Annotated in this window: 22 protein-coding genes; 7 read left to right on the forward strand and 15 right to left on the reverse strand. The window is 69.3% G+C overall.

What is annotated here, in order from left to right; genetic code table 11:
- The first annotated feature begins 38 nt into the window (after positions 1–38).
- From rapZ to BW990_RS03340, 4 genes are read left to right on the forward strand one after another with little or no spacing between them, the layout of a single operon-like run.
- Positions 39–959 carry an RNase adapter RapZ gene (gene rapZ, locus BW990_RS03325; protein WP_076444936.1) on the forward strand — a complete coding sequence of 307 codons (921 nt, stop codon included), beginning with the start codon at positions 39–41 and terminating at the stop codon, positions 957–959.
- A complete protein-coding gene (locus BW990_RS03330) occupies positions 956–1,372 on the forward strand; it encodes a PTS sugar transporter subunit IIA (RefSeq protein ID WP_076444938.1) in 417 nt (138 codons plus the stop codon). Before rapZ ends, BW990_RS03330 begins: the two co-directional genes overlap by 4 nt.
- Positions 1,373–1,397: 25 nt before the next feature.
- Positions 1,398–1,676: an HPr family phosphocarrier protein gene (locus tag BW990_RS03335; protein WP_076444940.1), complete on the forward strand. Its 279-nt coding sequence runs from the start codon at positions 1,398–1,400 to the stop codon at positions 1,674–1,676.
- 1 nt (position 1,677) lies between these two features.
- On the forward strand, positions 1,678–2,574 hold the full coding sequence (locus tag BW990_RS03340; RefSeq protein WP_083950447.1) for a lysophospholipid acyltransferase family protein: 897 nt from the start codon (positions 1,678–1,680) through the stop codon (positions 2,572–2,574).
- Positions 2,575–2,594: 20 nt separating this feature from the next.
- On the opposite strand, the gene BW990_RS03345 is transcribed toward BW990_RS03340, so the two are convergent.
- Genes BW990_RS03345 through BW990_RS03355 form a run of 3 tightly spaced genes read right to left on the reverse strand, consistent with a single transcriptional unit; the run spans position 2,595 to position 6,209 of the window.
- Positions 2,595–3,008 (reverse strand): PaaI family thioesterase, encoded by a 414-nt coding sequence (locus BW990_RS03345; RefSeq protein WP_076445165.1) that lies wholly within the window; start codon positions 3,006–3,008, stop codon positions 2,595–2,597.
- A gap of 40 nt (positions 3,009–3,048) precedes the next feature.
- Complete coding sequence (pdeM, locus tag BW990_RS03350) at positions 3,049–3,711, reverse strand: ligase-associated DNA damage response endonuclease PdeM (RefSeq protein WP_076444943.1); 663 nt, start codon at positions 3,709–3,711, stop codon at positions 3,049–3,051.
- 53 nt (positions 3,712–3,764) lie between these two features.
- Positions 3,765–6,209, reverse strand: a complete 2,445-nt coding sequence (locus tag BW990_RS03355) for a ligase-associated DNA damage response DEXH box helicase (RefSeq protein WP_076445167.1) — start codon at positions 6,207–6,209, stop codon at positions 3,765–3,767.
- A 110-nt stretch (positions 6,210–6,319) separates the two neighbouring features.
- Between BW990_RS03355 and BW990_RS03360 the strand changes: the two genes are divergently transcribed.
- Positions 6,320–7,393 carry a CaiB/BaiF CoA transferase family protein gene (locus tag BW990_RS03360; RefSeq protein ID WP_076444945.1) on the forward strand — a complete coding sequence of 358 codons (1,074 nt, stop codon included), beginning with the start codon at positions 6,320–6,322 and terminating at the stop codon, positions 7,391–7,393.
- Between the two features lie 288 nt (positions 7,394–7,681).
- Here BW990_RS03360 and BW990_RS03365 read toward each other — a convergent pair whose 3' ends face one another.
- Positions 7,682–8,269: a VOC family protein gene (locus BW990_RS03365; RefSeq protein WP_076444947.1), complete on the reverse strand. Its 588-nt coding sequence runs from the start codon at positions 8,267–8,269 to the stop codon at positions 7,682–7,684.
- Between the two features lie 165 nt (positions 8,270–8,434).
- Here BW990_RS03365 and BW990_RS03370 point away from each other — a divergent pair, with 165 nt between their 5' ends.
- Together BW990_RS03370 and BW990_RS03375 are read left to right on the forward strand one after the other, a co-directional pair.
- Positions 8,435–9,181, forward strand: coding sequence for a vWA domain-containing protein (locus BW990_RS03370; protein WP_076444949.1), 747 nt, complete (start codon positions 8,435–8,437; stop codon positions 9,179–9,181).
- 164 nt (positions 9,182–9,345) lie between these two features.
- Complete coding sequence (locus BW990_RS03375) at positions 9,346–10,047, forward strand: vWA domain-containing protein (protein ID WP_076444951.1); 702 nt, start codon at positions 9,346–9,348, stop codon at positions 10,045–10,047.
- Positions 10,048–10,153: 106 nt separating this feature from the next.
- Here the strand turns inward: BW990_RS03375 and BW990_RS03380 are convergent, their stop codons facing one another.
- The 11 genes from BW990_RS03380 to BW990_RS03425 form a co-directional block, all read right to left on the reverse strand.
- Positions 10,154–11,233, reverse strand: a complete 1,080-nt coding sequence (locus BW990_RS03380) for a BMP family ABC transporter substrate-binding protein (RefSeq protein ID WP_076444953.1) — start codon at positions 11,231–11,233, stop codon at positions 10,154–10,156.
- 23 nt (positions 11,234–11,256) lie between these two features.
- Complete coding sequence (locus BW990_RS03385; protein ID WP_076444956.1) at positions 11,257–11,988, reverse strand: ion transporter; 732 nt, start codon at positions 11,986–11,988, stop codon at positions 11,257–11,259.
- Positions 11,985–12,908 (reverse strand): ABC transporter permease, encoded by a 924-nt coding sequence (locus BW990_RS03390; protein WP_200798007.1) that lies wholly within the window; start codon positions 12,906–12,908, stop codon positions 11,985–11,987. The genes BW990_RS03385 and BW990_RS03390 overlap by 4 nt, the downstream gene beginning before the upstream one ends.
- On the reverse strand, positions 12,908–13,993 hold the full coding sequence (locus tag BW990_RS03395) for an ABC transporter permease (protein WP_076444958.1): 1,086 nt from the start codon (positions 13,991–13,993) through the stop codon (positions 12,908–12,910). The genes BW990_RS03390 and BW990_RS03395 overlap by 1 nt, the downstream gene beginning before the upstream one ends.
- Complete coding sequence (locus tag BW990_RS03400; protein WP_076444960.1) at positions 13,990–14,181, reverse strand: hypothetical protein; 192 nt, start codon at positions 14,179–14,181, stop codon at positions 13,990–13,992. The genes BW990_RS03395 and BW990_RS03400 overlap by 4 nt, the downstream gene beginning before the upstream one ends.
- The gene (locus BW990_RS03405; protein WP_200798008.1) at positions 14,168–15,691 is read right to left on the reverse strand and encodes an ABC transporter ATP-binding protein; all 1,524 of its coding nucleotides are present in this window, start codon (positions 15,689–15,691) and stop codon (positions 14,168–14,170) included. Before BW990_RS03405 ends, BW990_RS03400 begins: the two co-directional genes overlap by 14 nt.
- Entirely contained in the window at positions 15,658–16,599 is a 942-nt protein-coding gene (gene xdhC / locus BW990_RS03410; protein ID WP_076444964.1) for a xanthine dehydrogenase accessory protein XdhC, read from the reverse strand. Before xdhC ends, BW990_RS03405 begins: the two co-directional genes overlap by 34 nt.
- Entirely contained in the window at positions 16,596–19,088 is a 2,493-nt protein-coding gene (locus tag BW990_RS03415; protein ID WP_076444966.1) for a xanthine dehydrogenase molybdopterin binding subunit, read from the reverse strand. The genes xdhC and BW990_RS03415 overlap by 4 nt, the downstream gene beginning before the upstream one ends.
- A gap of 175 nt (positions 19,089–19,263) precedes the next feature.
- On the reverse strand, positions 19,264–20,646 hold the full coding sequence (gene xdhA / locus BW990_RS03420; protein ID WP_076444968.1) for a xanthine dehydrogenase small subunit: 1,383 nt from the start codon (positions 20,644–20,646) through the stop codon (positions 19,264–19,266).
- Between the two features lie 174 nt (positions 20,647–20,820).
- Positions 20,821–20,994, reverse strand: a complete 174-nt coding sequence (locus BW990_RS21725; RefSeq protein WP_159441597.1) for a hypothetical protein — start codon at positions 20,992–20,994, stop codon at positions 20,821–20,823.
- 74 nt (positions 20,995–21,068) lie between these two features.
- Positions 21,069–21,653: a GNAT family N-acetyltransferase gene (locus BW990_RS03425; protein WP_234990146.1), complete on the reverse strand. Its 585-nt coding sequence runs from the start codon at positions 21,651–21,653 to the stop codon at positions 21,069–21,071.
- Positions 21,654–21,670: the final 17 nt, after the last annotated feature.

The following is a 21,670-nucleotide window of genomic DNA, read 5'->3' on the forward strand; positions in this document are numbered from 1 at the left end:
GGACACCTTTCCCCCCCTGCCGCGCCCGCGATCCTGCCATGACCGACACCCGCCACAACATCCTTCTCGTCACCGGCCCCTCGGGCGCCGGGCGCACGACCGCGATCAACGCGCTGGAGGATTTCGGCCTCGAGGCGATCGACAACATGCCGCTGTCGCTGGTCCCGCGGTTGCTGGAAGGGCCGGTGCCGCCGGGGGGCATGGCGCTGGGCATCGACGCGCGCAACCGCGATTTCGCCGTGCCGGCGCTTCTCGATCTTGTGCAGGCGCTGCGCGACCGCGCCGATATCGCGCTGAGCCTAATCTATGTCGATTGCAACGCCGAGACGCTGCTGCGCCGGTTCTCGGAGACGCGGCGGCGGCACCCGCTCAATCCCGACGGGGAGCCCGAGGAGGGCATCCGCCAGGAACTGGCGCTGCTGGCGCCGCTCCGCGAGACCGCGGATTACCTGATCGAAACTTCGGGGCTGACCCCGCACGACCTGCGCGCGCGCCTGGCGCAGGATTTCGCAGCACCCGAGGCCGCGCAGCTCGTCGTCAGCCTTGTCTCGTTCTCCTACAAGCGCGGGCTGCCCGCGGGGGCGGACATGATCTTCGATTGCCGCTTCCTCGCCAATCCGCATTGGGAGCCTGCCTTGCGCCGCGACACCGGGCTGTCGGCGCGGGTGCAGGACTATGTCGCCCGCGACGAGCGCTTCGCGCCGTTCCTCGCGCGGATCAGCGAGCTCCTGCTCTTCCTGCTGCCGGCGCAGCGGGCCGAGGGCAAGACGCATGTGACCATCGGCATCGGGTGTACCGGGGGGCAACACCGTTCGGTTACAGTGACAGAAAGCCTTGCGGGCGCTCTTGCGCAGTCGGGCTGGCAGGTGTCAACTAGACATCGCGAGTTGGAGCGGCGGGGAGTGATGGCCGCCGGGGACGGCCTCGCGGACGGCGGAAAGGACGGAAGTCGGCTTTGATCGGTATCGTCATTGTGGCGCATGGCGGATTGGCGCGGGAATACCTCGCGGCCATCGAGCACGTGATGGGCGCGCAGCAGGGCATCCGCGCCATCGCGATCGCCCCCGAGCATGACCGGGCGGCCAAGCAGCGCGAAATCTGCGACGCCGCCGACGCGGTGGATGAGGGGCAGGGCGTCGTGCTGGTCACCGACATGTTCGGCGGCTCGCCCTCGAACCTGTCGCTGCGGGCCTGCCAGCCCGACAACCGGCGCATTCTCTACGGCGCCAACCTGCCCTTGTTGATCAAGCTCGCGAAATCGCGTCATCTGGCCGTGCCCGACGCCGTGCGCATCGCGCGGGAGGCGGGGCGGAAATACATTGACAGCCAGAACATCGAGCCCGGCAGCGTCGCCGTGCTGCAATCGGGATGAATGGCGGTGCCGGAGTGAACGCGACATGACAGAGGCCATCCGCCGCGAATTGCAGATCGTCAACGAAAAGGGTCTGCACGCGCGCGCCTCGGCCCGCTTCGTCGAGGTGGTCGAGGAATTTGATGCCGATGCCGAGGTCTTCCGCGACGGCATGCAGGCCTCGGGCGACAGCATCATGGGGCTGTTGATGCTGGCCGCCGCGAAGGGCAATTCCATCGAGGTGGAGACCCGCGGCCCGGAGGCCGGAGCCCTGGCCGACGCGATCGAGAAGCTCGTCGCGGACCGCTTCGGCGAGGGCCGCTGAGATGCGCCCGGAATCCCTGCCCCCCACCACCGGCTCGCACGCCACCTCCGAGACCCCGACCGAGGTGACCCCGGTCCAGGCGCCCTATGACAAGCGCAAGCTCAGCTACGCCAACACCTTCACCAACCCGTGGAAGGCCAACACAATTCGGGCGATGGAGTGGATGACCGGCAAGCTCGCCCTGCTGCGCATGGTGCGCCGGTTCGAACGGCTGGGCCTTGTCGAGGGGCAGGCCTTCTGGGCGCGCGCGCTCGAGATCATGGGCATCGACATCGAGACCCCCGCGCGCGAGATTGCCCGCATTCCGGCCACCGGCCCCGTGGTGGTGGTGGCCAACCATCCCCACGGCCTCGTCGACGGCATGGTCCTTGCGGAGATCATCGGGCGGCGGCGGGAGGATTACCGCATCCTCACCCGGTCGCTTCTGACCGGCGTGGACGAAGTCGCGCATTTCATGATCCCGGTGCCGTTCCCGCATGAACCCGATGCGCGCCAGCAAAGCCTGAAGATGCGCGCCGAGGCGATGGATCACCTGTCGGCGGGCGGGCTCATCGCGGTGTTCCCCTCGGGTGTCGTGGCCTCGTCGGATCGGGCCTTCGGGCCGGCGATCGAGCGGGACTGGAACCCGTTCACCGCGAAGATGATCCAGCGCTCCGGCGCGACCGTCGTGCCGATCCGCTTCCCGGGGCAGAACTCGCGCGCCTACCAGATCGCCAACCGCGTCTCGCCCACCCTGCGGCAGGGGCTGCTGCTGCACGAGGTGGTGGCGGCCTGCCGCAAGCCGCAGGCGCCCATCGTCGGCCACCCGCTCGATCCCGATGCGCTCGAGACGCTGGCCCCCGGCGGCCGCGATCTCTGCGCGCGGCTGCGGGACCTGACGCTGGCACTGGGGCGGTAGGGGCGCGCCGAGGCGCGTCTTCAAGCGACGGGCACCGGTACCATAGTGCCCTGCAGCGTGGCCACATGGACCTCCCGCCCCTCCGACACTGCATAGACGTCCGAGGCCACCACGATCAGCCGCCGTCCCGGCTTCACCACCCGTCCGCGCGCGATCAGCCGGTTACCCCGCGCGGGCGCCAGCAGGTGGATGCCGATCTCGGAGGTCACCACCTCGCGGTCCTCGGGCAGCAGCGACAGGGCGGAATAGCCCGCGGCCGAATCCCCCAGCGCGAAGGTCAGCCCGGCATGGGCGAAGCCCTGTTGCTGCAGGAAATCCGCGCCGATGGGCGCGCCGATCTCGACCGCGCCTTCGGCGATGGCGATCAGCTCCGCCCCGAGGCTCGTCATCATGCTCTGGCGGGCGAAACTGGCGCGGATGCGGCTGTCGGTCATGGCGCGCAGCAAGCCATGTGCGGTGCCCGGGCGCAAGGCCCTAGCGCGGCATCGGGATCGCCATCGGGCGCTGGCCGGTCAGGATGGCCTGCGCGTCCTGCGCCATCAGCCCGCGCAGGGTGGCATGGCTCGTATGCAGCCCGCCGGTATAGGCGCCATAGGCGGGCAGGATCAGCCGCGCCTCGTCGGTCAGGAAACAGGCCCGCGTGATCGCCCGCCCGCGCAGCGCCAGCCGCGCCTTGGGGTGATAATGCCCCGACACTTCGCCCCGCGCGCCGGGCGTGGCGATATGGCGGAAGGTCAGCGGGCCGAGCCGATGCTGGCGGGCATGCGCGCCGCCGATGCCCACCGGGCCGGGATCGTGGTTGCCCTCGATCCAGAGCCAGCGCCGCCCGGCCTGCAGCCGCGTGATCCAGAGCGTCTCGTCCTCGCTGAGCGCGGCCCCCGCCGCGACGCTGTCGAAACTGTCGCCAAGGCAGATCACCGCGCGCGCGCCCGTGGCCTCCAGATCCCGGTCGAGCCGGGACAGCGTTTCCTGCGTGTCATAGGGCGGCAGCAGCGCACCGCCCCCCGCGACGGGCCGCGCCGCCTTGCCCAGATGCAGGTCGGAGACCACCAGCAGCCGCTCGTCCGGCCAGTGGAGCGCGCCCGAGGGCAGCGCCAGAAGTGCGGCGTCGCAGAAGGTGAACGCATGGGTGTTCATGGCTTGTTCTTAGGTCATCGGCGAAGCCGCCCGCAAGGGCGAATGAGCGCTTCTCAGTAGGGCACCCGCCAGACCGGCCGCGCGGGCGCGTCGACCTGCGCCAGCCCGCTCTCGTCCAGAAGCCGTGTGATCTCTTCCTCGATGAGCCGGTCATCCGCATCGCCCCGGATCGGCACGCGCCCGGGCTCCAGAAAGAGCGGCGCGGCCAGCGGCGTCACGCGCGTCAGCCGCACCAGGTCCATCCGGTCGCCCACCCGCGCGCACATCTCGCGGATGCGGGCGAAATCCACGAGGCCGCGCATCGCCTCCTCGCGGGTGATCTGCAGCATCAGGTGGTCGGGGTCGTATTTCACCAGCGTGTCATAGAGGATGTCCGAGGACATCGTCGCCTGCCGCCCGGTCTTGCGCTGCCCGCCGACCTGCCGCTCGATCAGTCCGGCGATGGTGGCCGAGGCCCGGAAGGTCCGCTTCATCACCGCGTTGCCCTGCAGCCAGCCCTCGAGGCCCTCCTCCAGCCGCTCCAGATCGAAGAGCGGGCGGGGATCGGTCACCGCGTCGAGCCCCCAGATCAGCGTCGCGTAATCGGTCGAGACGAAGCCCATCGGCGCGAGGCCCTCCTCCTCCATCCGCTTGGTCAGCAGGAGCCCCAGCGTTTGCATCGCGTTGCGCCCGGCAAAACCGTAGACCACGAGCTGCTCGCGCCCGTCATGGGGGAAGCTCTCGATCAGCAGCCGCCCCGGCTCGGGCAGGCGCGAGACGTCGCGCTGCAGCCGCAGCCAATCGGCGGTGTGATCGGGCAGCTCCGGCCAGTCGTCTTGCTGGAACATCCGTACGATGCGCGAGGACAGCTGCGTCGAGGTGGCGAACTTGGTGCCCATGAAGGTCGCGATCTTGGGCTTGCGGGTGGCCTCGCGGCTGACCTCGACGACCATCTCGCGCAGGCCCTCGTAGCGCACGATCCTGCCGCCGATCAGGAAGGTGTCGCCCTTGGTCAGCGAGGCGGCGAAGCCTTCCTCGACGTCGCCCAGCGGTTTGCCGCCGCGCCCGCGCATCTTCACCTTCAGCGTGTCGGTGTCCTGGATCGTGCCGATATTCTGCCGGATGCGGACCGCCGAGCGCGGATCGCGCAGCTCCCACAGCCCGTCTTCGCGCTGCCGGATGCGCTGCCATTGGTCATAGGCCCTGAGCGCGTAGCCGCCCGTGGCGCAGAAATCGAGGCAGGCATCGAACTGGGCGCGCGTCAGGCCCGCATAGGGCCCTGCCGCGTTCATCTCGGCGAAGAGCATGTCCGCATCGAAGGGCCCGGCGGCCGCCGCGATCAGGATATGCTGGCACAGCACGTCGCGCGGACCCGGCCCGCGCGGCTCCCCGTCGAGATCGCGGGCGCGCACCGCCTCGAGGGCCGCCACGCATTCCACCACCTCGAAACGGTTCGCCGGCACCAGAAGCGCCTTCGAGGGCGCGTTGTAGCGGTGGTTCGCCCGCCCGATCCGCTGCACCAGCCGCTTGACGTTCTTGGGCGCGCCGACCTGGATCACCAGGTCCACATCGCCCCAGTCGATGCCGAGATCGAGGCTGCCCGTGCAGACGATGGCGCGCAATTGCCCCGCGACCATCGCCGCCTCGACGCGTTCGCGCTGCCCGCGGTCGAGGCTGCCGTGATGGATGCCGATGGGCAGGCCGTCCTCGTTCGCAAGCCACAGGTTGTGAAAGAAGATCTCCGCCTGCGCGCGGGTATTGTGGAAGATGAGCGTGGTGCGGTGCTGCTTCACCGCCTCCAGCACCGCCGGGATGGCGTATTTCGCGCCGCCGCCGGACCAGGGCGGGGCCTCTTCGGTCACCAGCATGGAGATGTCGGGATCGGGGCCGGGATCAGCCTCGAGGATTTCGCAGGGGTCCGGGTGCCGCGCCATCAGCCGCGCCACCGCTTGCGGGTCGTCCACCGTCGCCGAAAGTCCCACGCGCCGCAGCGTCGGGCAGAGCGTCTGCAGCCGCGCCAGCGCAAGCATCAGCTGGTCGCCGCGCTTGCTCTCGGCCAGCGCGTGGGTCTCGTCGATGATGACCCGCTGAAGGCCTGCGAATATGCGCGGCGCGTCTTCATAGGAGGTCAGCAGCGCGAGGCTTTCGGGCGTGGTCAGGAGGATATGCGGCGGATCGGCCCGCTGGCGCTTCTTGCGGCTCGCGGGCGTGTCGCCGGTGCGGTCCTCGACGCGGATCTTCAGACCCGCCTCCGCGATGGGGGTCGAGAGGTTGCGCTTGATATCGGCGGCGAGCGCCTTGAGCGGGCTGACATAGAGCGTGTGCAGCCCCGGCGCGGGCGCGGCGCCCAGCTCCGCCAGCGTCGGCAAGAACCCCGCCAGCGTCTTGCCGCCGCCCGTGGGCGCGATGAGCATGAGCGCGGGCGCATTGGCGCGGTCGAGCATCGCCGCCTGATGCGGATGCATCTGCCAGCCGCGGGCGTCGAACCAGTCTTGCAGGGGGGCGGGAAGGGCGCTCATGGACGTGACATAATGCGTGCGGCCCGGCAGCAAAATACCCCGGGCGCCCGCTTGCCCGCGACGCAGCGTCCGGTCACGCTGGAACCCGGGCAGTCAGGGGAGGGCGCGTCATGCTGGACGGAATACGGATCGTCGAGTTCGAAGGGCTGGGGCCAGCGCCCTTCGCCGCCATGATGCTGGCCGAGCTGGGCGCCGAGGTCACCGTGCTGCACCGCAAGGGCGGCGGCACCCATCCCGCGCAGGCCGCCCGGTCGCTGCTCGACCGGGGCAAGCGGTCCATCGCGCTGGACCTCAAGGCGCCCGAGGACGCCGCCATTGCCCGCGCGCTGATCGCCCGCGCCGACGGGCTGATCGAAGGCTTCCGCCCCGGCGTGATGGAGCGGCTGGGCTTCGGACCCGACGCGATGCAGGCGCTGAACCCGGCTCTCGTCTACGGGCGCATGACCGGCTGGGGCCAGACCGGGCCGCGTGCGCAGGAGGCGGGGCATGATCTGAATTACCTGAGCCTGTCGGGCGCGCTGTTCTATGCGGGCCTGCCCGGTGACGTGCCGGGCGTGCCGCCCACCATGCTCGGCGATATCGGCGGCGGCGCGCATTATCTCGTGGCGGGCATGCTCGCGGGGCTTCTGCAGGCGGGGCGCACGGGGGAGGGCACGGTGGTCGATGCGGCCATCGTCGACGGGGCCGCGCATATGATGTCGCTGCTCGTGTCCATGGGCCCGATGTTTTCGCAGACCGCGCGGGGCGCGTCGCTGCTCGACGGGCCGCATTGGTCGCGCTGCTATGCCTGCGCCTGCGGCGGGCACGTGTCGGTGCAATGCCTCGAGCCGCAGTTCTACGCGCTGTTTCTCGCTCGGATGGGTCTGTCGGACGCCCCGGCCTTCGCCGCGCAATACGATCCCGCGCAATGGTCCGATCAGTCCGCGCGGCTGGCGGCGGTCTTCGCGGAAAAGACCCGCAGCCATTGGGCCGCGCTGTTCGAAGGCACCGATGCCTGCGTCGCCCCGGTTCTGTCGCCCGCCGAGGCGGCGGCGGACCCGCATATGGCCGCGCGCGGGGTCTGGTCGGACGGTGTTCCGTCCGCTGCACCGCGCTTTGCCGGCCGGACCTCCCCTCCTGCCGCCGCGCCGCTTCGCGACGAGGACCGCGCGGCGATCCTGGCCGAGCTTGGTTTTGGTGAGTGATCGCGCGCCGTGGGTCGAGCGGCACTTGAAGACGGTCTGATCTTCGCATCCGGAGCGCGGACTCAACGCGGCGTGCAGCCACCGCGCTCCAGGGCCGATCCGGCCCCACCGGATTGCCGCCTTGGTGACGTGGGCGCACCCCACGGGTGACGCAAAGATCCGGTGAGACGAAGCGCTGACAATGATCGTTGCTGCGCCACCCCGCCGGACCGGCCCTTGCCAGAGCCAGTCACGTGGTGCGCTTTTGTCGCGACCGGTCCGGTTCGAGACGCGGTCCCGCCCGCGGTCTCACCGTGCGTAGGGATCCTTCGGCCCGCGATCGTCCGAAAGCGTCTGCTGCCGCCGCTCGACCAGAAGCTCGATGGCGTCGGCGAGATGCACTTCGGCGATGTTGTAATCGCCGCGCGCGACGCGGATGCGGTGCGCCTCGATCATCACGTCCGCATGGGAACAGCCCATCGGCGGCTCGAACCGGTAGCAGGCCAGTTCGATCAGGAAACCCAGCGGGTCCTTGAAGTAGATCGAATCCATGAAGCCGCGGTCCTTCGGCCCCGAATGCGGGATGCCCCGCTCGTCGAGCCGCGTGACGACCTGGCTCCACACCGCCTTCGAGACGTTCAGCGCGAGGTGATGCACGCAGCCCGGATCGGTGGGCGTGCGGTTGTGCACCGGTTTGCGCTTTTCATTGGTGAAGATGGTGATGAGCCGCCCGTCGCCTGGATCGAAATAGAGATGGCCTTCGTCGGGATCGTCGAGATTGGGCTGATCGAAGATGAAGGGCATGCCGAGCACCCCTTCCCAGAAATCGATCGAGGTCTGCCGGTCCGCGCCGGTGATCGTGATGTGGTGCACGCCCTGCACCTGCAGCTTCTTCATCTTTCCTCTCCCCGCCTGTGTCCTGACACGCAGGTTAGTGCGAATGGCCAGCGACACAAGCGCGGTGGCTGCCGTGGCACCGGACGCGCCCACGCTCGCCCGGACCCCCGGGGCGCGCTATATTTCCCGCAGGCCGCAAGGGCGGCCGCCGAAGGAGGGACCCCGATGACACGAAGCTGCCTGCGCGACGCCGCGATAGCCGCCGGGCTCGGGATCGCCCTCGCCATGCCCGGCGCGGCCAGCGAGCTTTGTACCGAGGATGCGATGATCGTCTTCGACGGCTCGGGGTCGATGGCCGAGACCGGGTTCAACCAGCTCGACGAGCCACGCATCTTCGAGGCCCGCCGCGCGGTGCGCGAGGCGGTGCCCGGCATCGCCGAGGCGCGCCGGCTGGGCCTCGTGATCTACGGGCCGGGCCGGACGGGAGAGCCGGGCGCTTCCTGTCAAAGCGTCGATACCCGCTTCGCGCCGCAATGGCAGGCCGCCGCGCCGATCATCGCCGCGGTGGACCGGCTGCTGCCCGCCGGCGACACGCCCCTGACCGCCGCCATCGCGCAGGCGGCCGAGGTGCTGCAATATCGGGAACGTCCGGGCGCCATCGTGCTGGTGACCGACGGCAAGGAAACCTGCGGCGGCACGCCCTGCCAACTGGCCGCCGAGCTGGCCGCGGATGCCGCCGATCTGACCGTGCATGTCATCGGCTACAAGGTGCGGGGCGATTTCTTCAGTTGGGACAGCCAGGGCAACCAATACGAGGAGGCGGAGACCGTCGCCCGCTGCCTTGCCGACCGCACCGGCGGCAAATACGTCTCTGCCGAGACGGTCGGGGAGCTGGTGGGGGCGTTGCGCGCAACGCTCGGCTGCAACGTCTATGGACGCGATGCAAGCGCCGGGTGGCGTCATCCGGGCTAAAAACTCCTACAATTTTGCACAAATTGACGCCATTTGCGCCTGTTTTGCGGGCATTCCGCATTGTGCGCCCGACCTTGCCCGCGCAGCGGCCGCCCGCTTCAGGAACTTTTCACCGGTCTGTGTCATGCCTTGATCAGGGAGGATCACCCATGGAGGCATAGCCCATGTTTCGATCCTTGGTCTCGGGCACGCTTGCCCTGTCGTTGATGACCACAACCGCCGCCGCAGGCTGTTACGAGGATGCAATGATCGTCTTCGATGCCTCCGGCTCCATGGCGCAAGCCGTCGGAGGGACGGATTCGCCCACGCGCATCGCGGAAGCGCAAAGCGCCCTTCGGCAGGTCCTGCCGATGGTCCCGGATGAACGCCCGGTGGGGCTTCTGACCTACGGCCCCGGCACGCTGGGGTTCTGCGAGAACTTCCAGGTCCGGCTCGCGCCGGAACCGCATCAGCGCCTGCAGATCCAAGCCGAGATCGACGCGCTCAGCCCGTTGGGCGACACGCCGCTCGCCCGCGCGGTCGAACTGGCCGCCGAGGCGATGTCGTTCCGCGACGAGCCTGCGGTGGTCGTCCTCGTGACCGACGGGCGCGATACCTGCGGGTCGTCCGTCTGCCGCGTCGCCGAACAGCTAGCGGCGGAGGGCGCGGACCTGACGGTGCACGTGATCGGCTTCCGCTTCGGCGGCTACGAGCCCGGTCAGGACCTCTACAAGACCTCGCCGGGATGCCTGTCGGCCTTCACCGGGGGGCATTACCTGAGCGCGCAATCGCTCGAGGATCTGGTAGGCGCGCTGCACCGCACCCTGACCTGTCCGCTCATCGCCAAGGCGGCCCCCGTGCCGGAGACGGCGACGCGCGTGCAGTAGGGGACGGTCCCGCCACGCCAAACGCGCGCCCCCGCAGGGACGCGCGCTTGCGATGGTGTCGAGGAGGCGCCGCGCCCGCCGGGGCGCCGCGCCGCCGATCCGTCGATCAGTTCGGGATCTCGCCGGTCAGACCTTCGACGTAGAAATCCATGCCCAGAAGCGTGCCGTCATCGGCCACCTCGCCCTCGGCGAGCCAGACCGACCCGTCCTGCTTGTTGATGGGGCCGGTGAAGGGGTGGTACTCGCCCGAGGCGATCGCGTCCTTCATGGCCAGCGCCTCGGCCTTCACGTCCTCCGGCACCGCGTCGGAGATCTCGCCGATGCCGACCATGCCCGGGCCGATCCCGTCCCAGGTGTCGGTCGATTCCCAGGTGCCATCCATCACTGCGCGGGTGCGCGCGATGTAATAGGGCGCCCAGTCGTCGATGATCGACGAGACGCGCGGCAGCGGCGCGAATTCCGACATGTCCGAGGCCTGACCGAAGGTGATGATCCCGCCCGCTTCCTGCGCTGCGGCCTGCGGCGCGGTCGAGTCGGTGTGCTGCAGGATCACGTCGGCGCCGTTCTCGATCAGTGCGCGGGCGGCATCCGCCTCTTTCGCCGGATCGAACCAGGTGTAGGCCCAGACGATGGAGAACTCGACATCCGGGTTCACCTTCTTGGCGTGCAGATAGGCCGAGTTGATGCCCCGGATCACTTCGGGGATCGGGAAGGAGGCGATATAGCCGATCTTGTTGGTCTCGGTCATCTTGCCCGCGATATGGCCCTGGATCGCGCGGCCCTCGTAGAAGCGCGCGGAATAGGTCGAGACGTTGTCGGCCCGCTTGTAGCCGGTCGCGTGTTCGAACTTCACGTCCGGGAACTTCTCGGCCACCGCGATGGTCGGGTCCATGTAGCCGAAGGAGGTGGTGAAGATCAGGTCCGCGCCCGACAGCGCCATCTGGGTGATCGCGCGTTCGGCATCGGCGCCTTCGGGCACGCTTTCCTGGTAGACGGTTTCGACCGCGTCGCCGAATTCCTCCTCGACGGCGAGCCGGCCCTTGTTGTGCTCGTAGGTCCAGCCGCCATCGCCGATGGGACCGACATAGATGAAGCCGACCTTGGTCTTCTCCGCATGTTCGGCGCCGAAGGCGGTGGTGGCCATAGCCGCGGCGGCGGCGGTGGCAAGCAGTGTTCTGCGCAGCATATTTTGTTCTCCCTGATGCTGATTCATGATTTGCCGCGATCATCGTCACGGCGGTGGCCTCTTAGCAAGGCCGCGGTGATGACGCTGGCGGGAATCGCGATGACTCCGAGGCCAACGAGTAAAATGAAGCCGGTGAAAATCCGGCCGCCGATGGTGATCGGATAGACATCCCCGTAGCCCACGGTGGTCAGCGTGGCCAGCGCCCACCACAGCGCCGCCGGGATCGATCCGAATTTCTCTGGTTGGGCCTCGTGTTCGAAATGGTGGATGCCGACCGCGGCGATGAAGAGGATGATCACCGCGGCGAAGGTGAACAGGATCAGCTCGTCGCGGCTTTCCGCGAAGGCGCGTTCGATGCGTGCCATGGCATGGCTCAAGCGCAGAAGCTTCAGCAGCCGGACCGCGCGCAGGAGGCGCAGAAGGCGCAGGCTCTGCCAATCGGGCAGCAGCATCAGGATCGCGGGCAGGATCGCCAGGAGGTCGATGATGCCCCAGAAGCTCGTCGCGTATCTCAGCCGGTCGGGGGCGGACCAGAGCCGTGCCGCATATTCGACCGTGAAGATCGCGAGGATGATGTATTCGCCCACATGCAGCGCGCGATGCGCCGCGTCGGGCAGGCTGTCCATGCTCTGCAGCGTCAGCATCAGCGCCGAGGCCAGGATCACCGCGTGCAGCGCGAAGGCGAGAGCCCGGCCGTGGACCGGGTCGCTGCCGCGCAGCGCAAGGTGCAGTCGGTTCCGCGCCGCCTCGCTCATTGTATCGCGTGGAACGGCTGGCCCAGCGAGGCCGGCGCGCCATGGGTCCCGCGCGCCGAGATCGCGACGAGGACGAGGATGGTCATCAGGTAGGGTGAGGCCGACAGGAGCGCGACGGGCACCGCCGCGCCTGCGGCCTGCAGGTTCAGCTGCAGTACCGTCACCCCGCCGAAGAGATAGGCACCGATCAGCACCCGTTCCGCCCGCCAGGAGGCGAAGACGACGATGGCCAGCGCAATCCAGCCCGCGCCCGCGGTCATGCCCTCGGTCCATTGCGGCACCCGCACGAGGCTCAGATACGCGCCGCCGAGGCCCGCACACGCTCCGCCGAAGAAGATCGCGGCCATGCGCACGCGCACCACCTTGTAGCCCAGCGCATGGGCGGCATCGTGGCTCTCGCCCACCGCGCGCAGGATCAGCCCGGCACGGGTGTATTTCAGGAAGGCCCAGACCGCGGCCACGAGGACAAGCGACAGATAGACCATGATATCGTGCGAAAACAGCATCCGCCCCAGCACCGGCAGGTCCGACAGCGGGCCGAGATCGAGCTTCGGCAGCGTCGGCGTCTTCATTCCCTCATAGGGCTTGCCGATGAGGCTCGAAAGGCCGAGCCCGACGAGCGTGAGGCCGAGGCCCGTCGCCACCTGGTTCGACAGCAGCACCTGCGTCAGGAACCCGAAGGACAGCGACAACAAAGCCGCGGCCAGTGCGGCGGCGGCAAATCCGAGCGCGGGCTGGCCGGTATTGATCGCCACGGCGAAGCCCACGACCGCGCCGGTGATCATCATCCCCTCAACGCCGAGGTTCAGCACGCCCGCGCGCTCGACCACCATCTCGCCGATGGCCGCCAGCAGAATCGGCGTCGCGGAGATCATGATCGAGGCGATCAGCAGGATCGGAGAGATCGAGGAGAGATCCATCAGGCAGCCACCCCCTGTCCGATCCGGATGCGGTAATTGGTGAAGACATCGACGCCCAGCAGGAAGAACAGCAGCATCCCCTGGAAGAGCTGGATCGACGCGCCGGGCACGCCCAGCATGAGCTGCGCCAGCTCGCCGCCGATATAGGTCAGCGCCATCAGCAGGCCCGCAAGCAGGATGCCCACCGGATGCAGGCGTCCGAGAAAGGCGACGATGATCGCCGTGAAGCCGTAGCCCGAGTTGAAATCGATGGAGATCTGCCCCGCCGGTCCGGTCACCTCGAAAAGCCCCGCAAGGCCCGCGAGCGCGCCCGCGATGCCGAGGCACAGGATCACGATCCGCGCGGGGTTCACGCCGGAAAAGCGCGCCGCGCGCGGCGCCTCGCCCGACAGGCGGATGTTGAAGCCCTGGATGTGCCGGGCCAGCAGCACATAGGCGAGGATCACCGCGATGAAGGCCGCGACGACCCCCCAATGCATGCCGGTGCCTGCGATCAGTTCCTGGTTCGAGGCCGCTTCCCACTGGCGCAGGTTGCGGCTGCCCGGAAAGCCCATGCCCTCGGGGTTGCGCAGGAGGCCCGAGGACACCGAGGCGAGGATCGATTCCGCCACATAGACCAGCATCAGCGACACGAGAATTTCGTTGGTGCCGAAGCGCGTCTTGAGGATCGCCGGGATCATCGCCCAGGCCCAGCCGCCGAGGGCGCCCGCGAGCACCATCATCGGAAAGATCAGCACGCTTTCGGAGGGATAGAGCGCAAGCCCGGCGCCCGCGCCGATGACCGCGCCCATGATGTACTGGCCCTCGGCGCCGATGTTCCAGATGCCCGCGCGAAACCCGAGAGAGAGCCCGATCGCGATCAGAATGAGAGGCCCGGCCTTCACCAGAAGCTGCGGCCGCGAATAGGCTGCGAATTGCGGATTGAAGAGCGGGTCCCAGAAGATCGTGCGGATCGCCTCGACCGGCGGCTTGCCCAGGGCGGCGAACATGATACCACCCACGAGCATCGTCAGGACCACCGCGATCAGCGGCGCCGCCGCGGTCCAGAGCCGAGAGGGCTGGGGGCGTTTCTCGAGCCGGATCATGGCCGCTCCCGCGCGGGATGCGACGCGCATCCCGGACCGAAATCCGACGCGGATTTCAGGCGCGCCGCGCGCGCCTCGGGCACGGATCGGTGCCGGGCGACGCCGCAGCCCCACCCCGCGCGCCCGAAATCCGCGTCGGATTTCGCGCCGGTCTTCGCGTCGAAGACCGCTGCCTCAGGCCGTCTCATGCGCGACCTCCATGTCATGCGCGCCGCCCATCATCAGGCCGATCTTCTCGATGCTCAGATCGGCGACGGGCCGCGCCTCCGACAGCCGGCCCTCGTTCAGCGCGGCGAACCGGTCGGAGATCTCCATCAGCTCGTCCAGATCCTGGCTGATGACGAGGATGCCGGTGCCGTCGGCGGCGAGATCCAGAAGCGCCTGCCGGATCGCCGCGGCGGCCGCCGCATCGACGCCCCAGGTGGGCTGGTTCACCACCAGCACGTCCGGGTCCTGCACGATTTCCCGCCCGATCACGAATTTCTGCAGATTGCCGCCCGAGAGCGCCCGCGCGGCGGTCTGGGCCGAGGGCGTGCGCACGTCGAACCGCTTGATCACGGTGTCGGCGAAAGCGCCCGCGGCGCGCCAGTCGATGAAGCCCCGCCGCACGAGGCCCGCGCGCCGCGCCGCGGTCAGAACGCCGTTCTCCACGAGGCTCATGTTGGGCGCCGCGGCATGGCCCAGCCGCTCTTCGGGCCCCGACAGAAGCCCCTGGCCGCGGCGCGCCACCGGCCCGTCGCGGCTGATGTCGCGGCCCTTGAGCAGGACCGATCCCCGCGGCGCCAGCCGCTCGCCCGACAGCGCCGCCAGAAGCTCGTCCTGCCCGTTGCCCGCGACGCCGCCGATCCCCAGAACCTCGCCCGCCCGCAATTGCAGCGACACGTCGCGCAGCGGCGTGCCGAAGGCGCCGGGTGCGGGCAGCGACAGCGCCTTGACCTCCAGCAGCACGTCGCCGGGTGTCGTGGCGCGCGCCTTGGGCGTGGCGAAGCTCGCGCCCACCATCATCTCCGCCAGGGCGCGCGCGGTCGTCTCGGCGGGCGTGCAGGTCGCGACCCGCTTGCCCAGCCGCAGGATCGTCGCGGTGTCGCAGAGCGCGCGGATTTCCTCGAGCTTGTGGGAGATATAAAGGATCGACGTGCCCTCGCTGCGCAGCTTGCGCAGGGTCTCGAACAGGATCGTCACCTCCTGCGGGGTCAGCACGCTGGTGGGCTCGTCCATGATCAGCAGCTTCGGATCCTGCAGGAGGCAGCGGATGATCTCGACCCGCTGGCGCTCGCCCGCCGAGAGCGTGCCCACCACCCGGAACGGGTCGAGCGGCAGCCCGTAGGCTTCGGACACGTCGCGGATCTGGCGGGCCAGATCGCGTGTCCTGGGCGAGTTTTCCATGCCGAGCGCCACGTTCTCCGCCACGCTCAGCGCATCGAAAAGCGAGAAATGCTGGAACACCATCGCCACGCCCGCGCGCCGCGCCTCGGCGGGTTGCGACGGCGCGAAGGCCTGTCCGCGCAGCGTCATCGCGCCGGCATCGGGCTTCACCAGCCCGTAGATCATCTTCACCAGCGTCGACTTGCCCGCGCCGTTCTCGCCCAGAAGCGCGTGGATTTCCCCTTCGCCGATCTCGAAGGAGACATCGTCGTTTGCCACGACGCCGGGATAGGCCTTGGTCAGGCCCCGGAGCGTGAGGAGCGGCTGTCCCAAAGCGCACCTTCCCTTGCGGTTTTCCATTGAAGTAGCTGGCCCGCGACACCCAGCGCAATGGCCTGCGGGTGCTTGCCGAAGGATTTCTGCCCAATCGGGCAGCAAATGCGGCCGATTTCAGCGTCGGCATGGCCAAGCGCCCGAAGCCGCTTGCGAAAGCGCGCCCATTTCGTGTCCGACCCGATCAGGCCCGCGAAGGCGAAGCCCCGGGTCAGAAGCGCGTGACAGAGCGCGAGGTCGATCTCGTGGCTATAGGTCAGGACGAGATGCGCGGCCTCGCGCGGCGCGTGGCCGGCAAGGCGCGGCAGATCGGCGGCGGGCAGCGGCGTGACGCCGCCCGGCACCGCGTCGGGAAAGCGCGCCTCCGCGGTGTCGACCCAGGTGATCGCGAGGTCCGGCACCGGGTTCAGCACATCGACGATGGCCCGGCCCACATGGCCCGCGCCCCAGACCCAGAGCGGGATCTGCGGATGCGTCACCGGCTCCACCATCCAGCCCCCCGCGAGACAGGGACCGCTGCTTGCCCCCCGACCGCGCGCATCGCTCAGCATCCGCCGCACGGCGAGCGGCATCTCGCCCGGGCCCCGCGCATAAAGCCCGCGCTCCGGCACCGAGGCCAGCGCCCCGGCATCGAAGATTTCGGTCAGAAGCGTCACCCGTCCGCCGCAGCATTGCCCCAGATCGGGGCCAAGCGCGTGCCGGCTGAGACCGGGCGCGGCGAACGCCCGCCGCGCCGCGTCGTATTCCAGCGCGCCGCCCCCGATCGTGCCCGATTGCCCGCCGGGCCAGACCAGCATCGCGGCCCCCGGCTCGCGCGGGGCGGAGCCCGCGACCTCGGCCACGACGACCCGCGCGACCCGGCCATGCGCGGTCACAGCGCGGGCCAGCGCCTGCCGGTCGAAGCTCATCCGCGCGCCCGCCCGATGGCGCGCAGGACCTCTTCCGGCGTCGCGGGCGCGTCGAGCATTGGATAGCCCGGCCCGCAGGCGGCGATGGCGTCCGACAGGGCGAAGAAGACCGACATGCCCAGCATGAAGGGCGGCTCGCCGACCGCCTTCGAGCGGTAGATCGTCTCCTCGCGGTTGTCCTCCTGCCAGAGCTCCACGTTGAAGATGTCGGGCCGGTCCGAACAGGCGGGGATCTTGTAGGTCGCGGGCGCGTGGGTGGTCAGCCGCCCGTCATCGTCCCAGACCAGCTCCTCGCTGGTGAGCCAGCCCGCGCCCTGCACGAAGCCGCCCTCGATCTGCCCGCGGTCGAGTGCGGGGTTCAGCGAACGGCCGCAATCGTGCAGGATATCGGTGCGCAGGATGCGGTGCTCGCCGGTCAGCGTGTCGATCACCACCTCCGAACAGGCCGCGCCATGGGCGAAGTAGAAGAACGGTCGGCCCTGTCCCTTGATCCGGTCCCATTGCAGCTTCGGCGTCTTGTAGAACCCGGTCGAGGACAGGCTGACGCGCCCTTCGTAGCAACGCTTGACGGCCTCGGCGAAGGGCATCTCGGACCCCGCCACCGTGACCATGCCGCCGTCGAACCGCACTTCCGCCGCCCGGGCCTGGTGCTCGGCGGCCAGGAAGTCCGCCATCCGGTCGCGGATCGTCAGCGCCGCGGTCTTCGCCGCCATCCCGTTCAGATCCGATCCCGACGAGGCCGCCGTGGCCGAGGTGTTGGGCACCTTGCCCGTATCCGTCGCGGTGATCTTCACGGCGCCCGTGTCGAGCCCGAAGACCTCCGCGGTGACCTGCGCCACCTTCTGGAACAGGCCCTGGCCCATCTCGGTGCCGCCATGGTTCAGCACGAGGCTGCCATCCTGGTAGACATGCACCAGCGCGCCCGCCTGGTTGAGATGGGTGAGCGTGAAGGAGATGCCGAACTTGACCGGCGTGAGCGCGAGCCCGCGCTTCAGCACCTCGCTTTGCGCGTTCCATTCGGCGATGGCCGCGCGCCGCGCGGCGTAATCGCAGCTCTCGGCCAGCCGCCCGGTCATGGTGCCGAGGACGAAATCCTCGACCGCCATGCCGTAAGGCGTGGTCTGCGCCGCGTGCGTCCCCTCTGGCGCGCGTCCCTCGGGCACCGTTCCCTGCGCGCCGCGCGACGCCAGATCGACATGCGGATTATCTGCGGCGTCCTTCACCGGTTCGGACCCCGCAGGCGCCGCCGCCGCGCCGCTGTCCGGATCAGGACCGCCCGGCGGCTTCACCTTTCCGGACAAACGCGACGCCGTCCCCTCCGCCCCGTGCGCGGCCGCGGAATCGTCCGCCTCCGCATAATAGTTCCGCCGCCGGATCTCGAGCGGGTCGAGCCCGAGGACGTGGGCCGCGTGATCCATCACCCGTTCGATCCCCATCATCCCCTGCGGGCCGCCGAAGCCGCGAAAGGCCGTGGCGCTTTGGGTGTTGGTCTTGAGCCGGTGGCTTTCGATCCGCGCCGAGGGCAGGTGATAGGCGTTGTCGGCATGCAGCATGGCGCGGTCGGCCACCGGCAGCGACAGGTCCTGCGCCCAGCCGCAGCGCATCAGATGCACGAATTCGACGCCGAGAAGACGGCCCTCTTCGTCGAAGCCCGCGGAATATTCGATGCGGATGTCGTGGCGCTTGCCGGTGATCGTCATGTCGTCGTCGCGGTCATACCGCATCTTGGCGGGCCGGCCGGTCTTCGCGGCGACGATGGCGCAGGCGATGGCAAGCGCGTTGCCCTGGCTCTCCTTGCCGCCGAAGCCGCCGCCCATGCGGCGCGTCTCGACGCGCACCGCATGCATCGGCAGGCCCAGCGCATCGGCGACCTTGTGCTGGATCTCGGTCGGATGCTGGGTCGAGGCATGCACCACCATGTCGCCGCCTTCCTGCGGCAGGGCGAGGGCGCATTGCCCCTCGAGGTAGAAATGTTCCTGCCCGCCCACGTCGATGGCGCCGGTGACCACATGCGGGGCGGCGTCGATGGCCTCGCCCGCATCGCCCTTTTCCCAGATCCGCGGGCCGTCCTCGAAACGCGCATTGACCCCGAGCGCGTCGTCCACGCTCAGCACCGCGTCGCGTTTCTGCGTCTCGATGACGGCGCGGCGGGCGGCCTTGCGCGCGGCGAGATGGCTGGTCGCGGCCACGAGGAAGACCGGCTGGCCGAGGTAATGGATGGAGTGGCCCGACAGCAGCGGCTCGTCATGCGCCGAGGGCGAACAATCCGCGGGCCGGTCGAGATCCGCGGCCTCGAGGACCAGCGCCACGCCGGGCGCATCCCGCACCGGCGCGAGATCGAGTGTGGTGATGCGGCCCGCCGCGATGGGCGCGAGCCCGAAGGCGAGGTGCAGGCAATCGGCGGGCACGGGGATGTCGTCCACGTAACGTGCGGCACCGGTGACGTGCAGTCGGGCGGCATCGTGGGGCAGGGCTTTTGTCACGCTCATGGCCTGTCTCCGGCGTGGCCCGGTTTGCCTGCGGCGCGGGTGCGTATTTGCAAAGAGGCAAGACCGCGGGCCGGGCGTGGTCGGGCCGTCGCGCGCTGATCGCCGGCGGGGAAGCCGATGCGGCAAAGAGGGGCACACCGGGCCGGGCCGCGGCGCGGGCGGAGGGTCAGGAGGCTCATGGCGTCACCTCGAGGACCGAGGTCGCGGTGCCTTGTGTCTCCGCCAGCACGCGCCGCAGCATGGCGCGCGCGGCCTCGAGCCGGTAGCCCGCGGAGGCGCGCATGTCTGAGAGCGGATGGAAATCGGCCTCGAAAGCGTCGAGCGCGGGTGTGATGCCCTTCTCGGACCAATCGGCCCCGGTGAGCGCCGCCTCGACCGCACTTGCGCGCTTCGGCACGCCCGCCATGCCGCCGAAGGCGATGCGCGCCCCGGTGACCCGGCCCTTGTCCCGGGTGATCGCGAAGGCGCCGCAGACCGCCGAGATATCCTGATCGAACCGCCTCGACAGCTTGTAGACATGCAGATCCGGGGCCGCCTCGGGCAGTGCGATATCGAGGACGAACTCGCCCCGCGCCCGGTCCTGGCGGCCGTAATCGAGGAAGAATTCCTCGAGTGGCATCTCGCGGATATTGTCGCCCGCGCGCAGGCGCAGCGTGGCGCCCATGGCGATCAGGGCGGGCGGGTTGTCCCCGATGGGCGAGCCATTGGCGATGTTGCCCCCGATCGTCGCCGCCGCGCGCACCTGCGCCGAGCCGTAGCGCCGGATCATTTCGGCATAGGCGGGATGGCTCTCGCGCACCGTCTGGAGCACCCGGTCCATGGTCACGCCCGCGCCGAAGATCAGGCGCCCGTCCGCGCGGCGGATTTCCTGCAGGTCGGCGCAGCGGTTTAGAAAGATGACCTCGTCCAGATCGCGCAGGCCCTTGGTGACCCAGAGCCCTACATCAGTGGCGCCGGCCACAAGCGTCGCCTCGGGATGGCGGGCATAAAGCCGCGCCAGTTCGTCAATGTCGCCCGGGGCGAAGGGGCCGGCTTCGGGCTCGGCCTCCAGCGGGTCGGTCAGGACCGAGGGGTCGTCGCGCATCCAGTCCGGCACCGGCGCCCCGACGGCGGCCTCGGCGGCGCGGACGATGGGGGCGTAGCCCGTGCAGCGGCAGAGATTGCCCGCCAGCGCGTCGTCATGGCCCGCATCGCCGTTGAGATGCGCCACCGCCATGGAGACCACGAAGCCCGGCGTGCAGAAGCCGCACTGGCTGCCGTGATGGTCGATCATCGCCTGCTGCACCGGGTGCAGCGCGCCGTCCGGGCCCGCGATGCCCTCGACGGTGCGGATGGCGCGGCCATGCAGCTGGGGCAGGAACAGGATGCAGGCATTGAGCGCGCGCGCGCCATGTGCGTCGGTGACCATGACCGTGCAGGCGCCGCAATCGCCCTCGTTGCAGCCCTCCTTGGTGCCGGTCAGGCCGCGCGTCTCGCGCAGCCAGTCGAGCAGCGTGACGGTCGGCGCGACGTCCCGAAGCTCGACACTCTCTCCGTTGAGAAGAAAGCGGATATCCATGATGAAACCTTGCCGCCTTACCCGATGCCCGTGACATGCGCGCCCTCGATGCGGCGTAGAAGGCGGCGGGCTGTCTGTGCGGGGATCAGGCTAGGCGCGGCGCGCCGGGCTTGGCAAGCGAAAACGCGCCAAAGGGGGCGGTACGGCAAGCGCGCCGCCCCCGTCGCGGGCAGCTTAGTTGTTGTCGCCCTGGATCGCTTCGCCCGCGTCTTCGACCGCCTCGCCCACATTCTCCTGGGTGTTCTCGATCGCGGCTTCGCCCTCGGGGCTGAGATCAATGAAGCCGAAGAAGATGAGGACGGCGATGACGACGACGACAGCGACAATAAAGCCGATCAGTTTGGACATTCCGAATTTCCTGAATGAGGGGCATGTGGGAAGTAAAACCTCGATGGCGTACTTTGGTTTCGCATGAAACAGCGTCAGGTTTCGCCCGGCGGTATCCTGCCCAAAACCCCCCTGCGCGTCGCGATCATCGGCAAGATCGGGCCCCAGCGCGTGTCGCGCGGCGGCCCGACGGCGCGGAAGTCCAGTTTTTCGTATGCGGCGATGGCCCGCCGGTTGTCGGGGTGCGGATCGGTCGCGATCAATGGCGCGCCACCGGCAAAAAGATCCGCCATCCGCGCGCCGACAAAGCCCGTGCCATGCCCGAGGCCCAGCATGTCCGGCCAGCCGATAAACTGGTCGATCCCGCGTGTGCCCTCGGGCAGCGTGTCGAAATGATGCCCCCCGTCCCAGCCATGCACGGTGTAATCCTGCATGACGGCGAAGGGGCGATTGTCGCGCGACACGATCCATGCCGCGACACGCGGATCGGCCCGGACGATCTCGGCTTCGGAGGGGGGCGGCCCCCACCATTCCCGCACATGCGGCATCGACCGCCAGCGCAGGACCAATCCGCCATCCCCATGCGTGAGCGGTTGGAATGAATAGGTGCCATGCGCCGACCCTATCATGCGCCGCCCGCGCGGGGCGATCAGCGCAGGCGCGACCTGTCGGACGGCCATTGATAGGGCTTTCCGCC

This window comes from Roseivivax lentus (assembly GCF_900156805.1).
GTDB classification, from domain to species: Bacteria; Pseudomonadota; Alphaproteobacteria; order Rhodobacterales; family Rhodobacteraceae; genus Roseivivax; species Roseivivax lentus.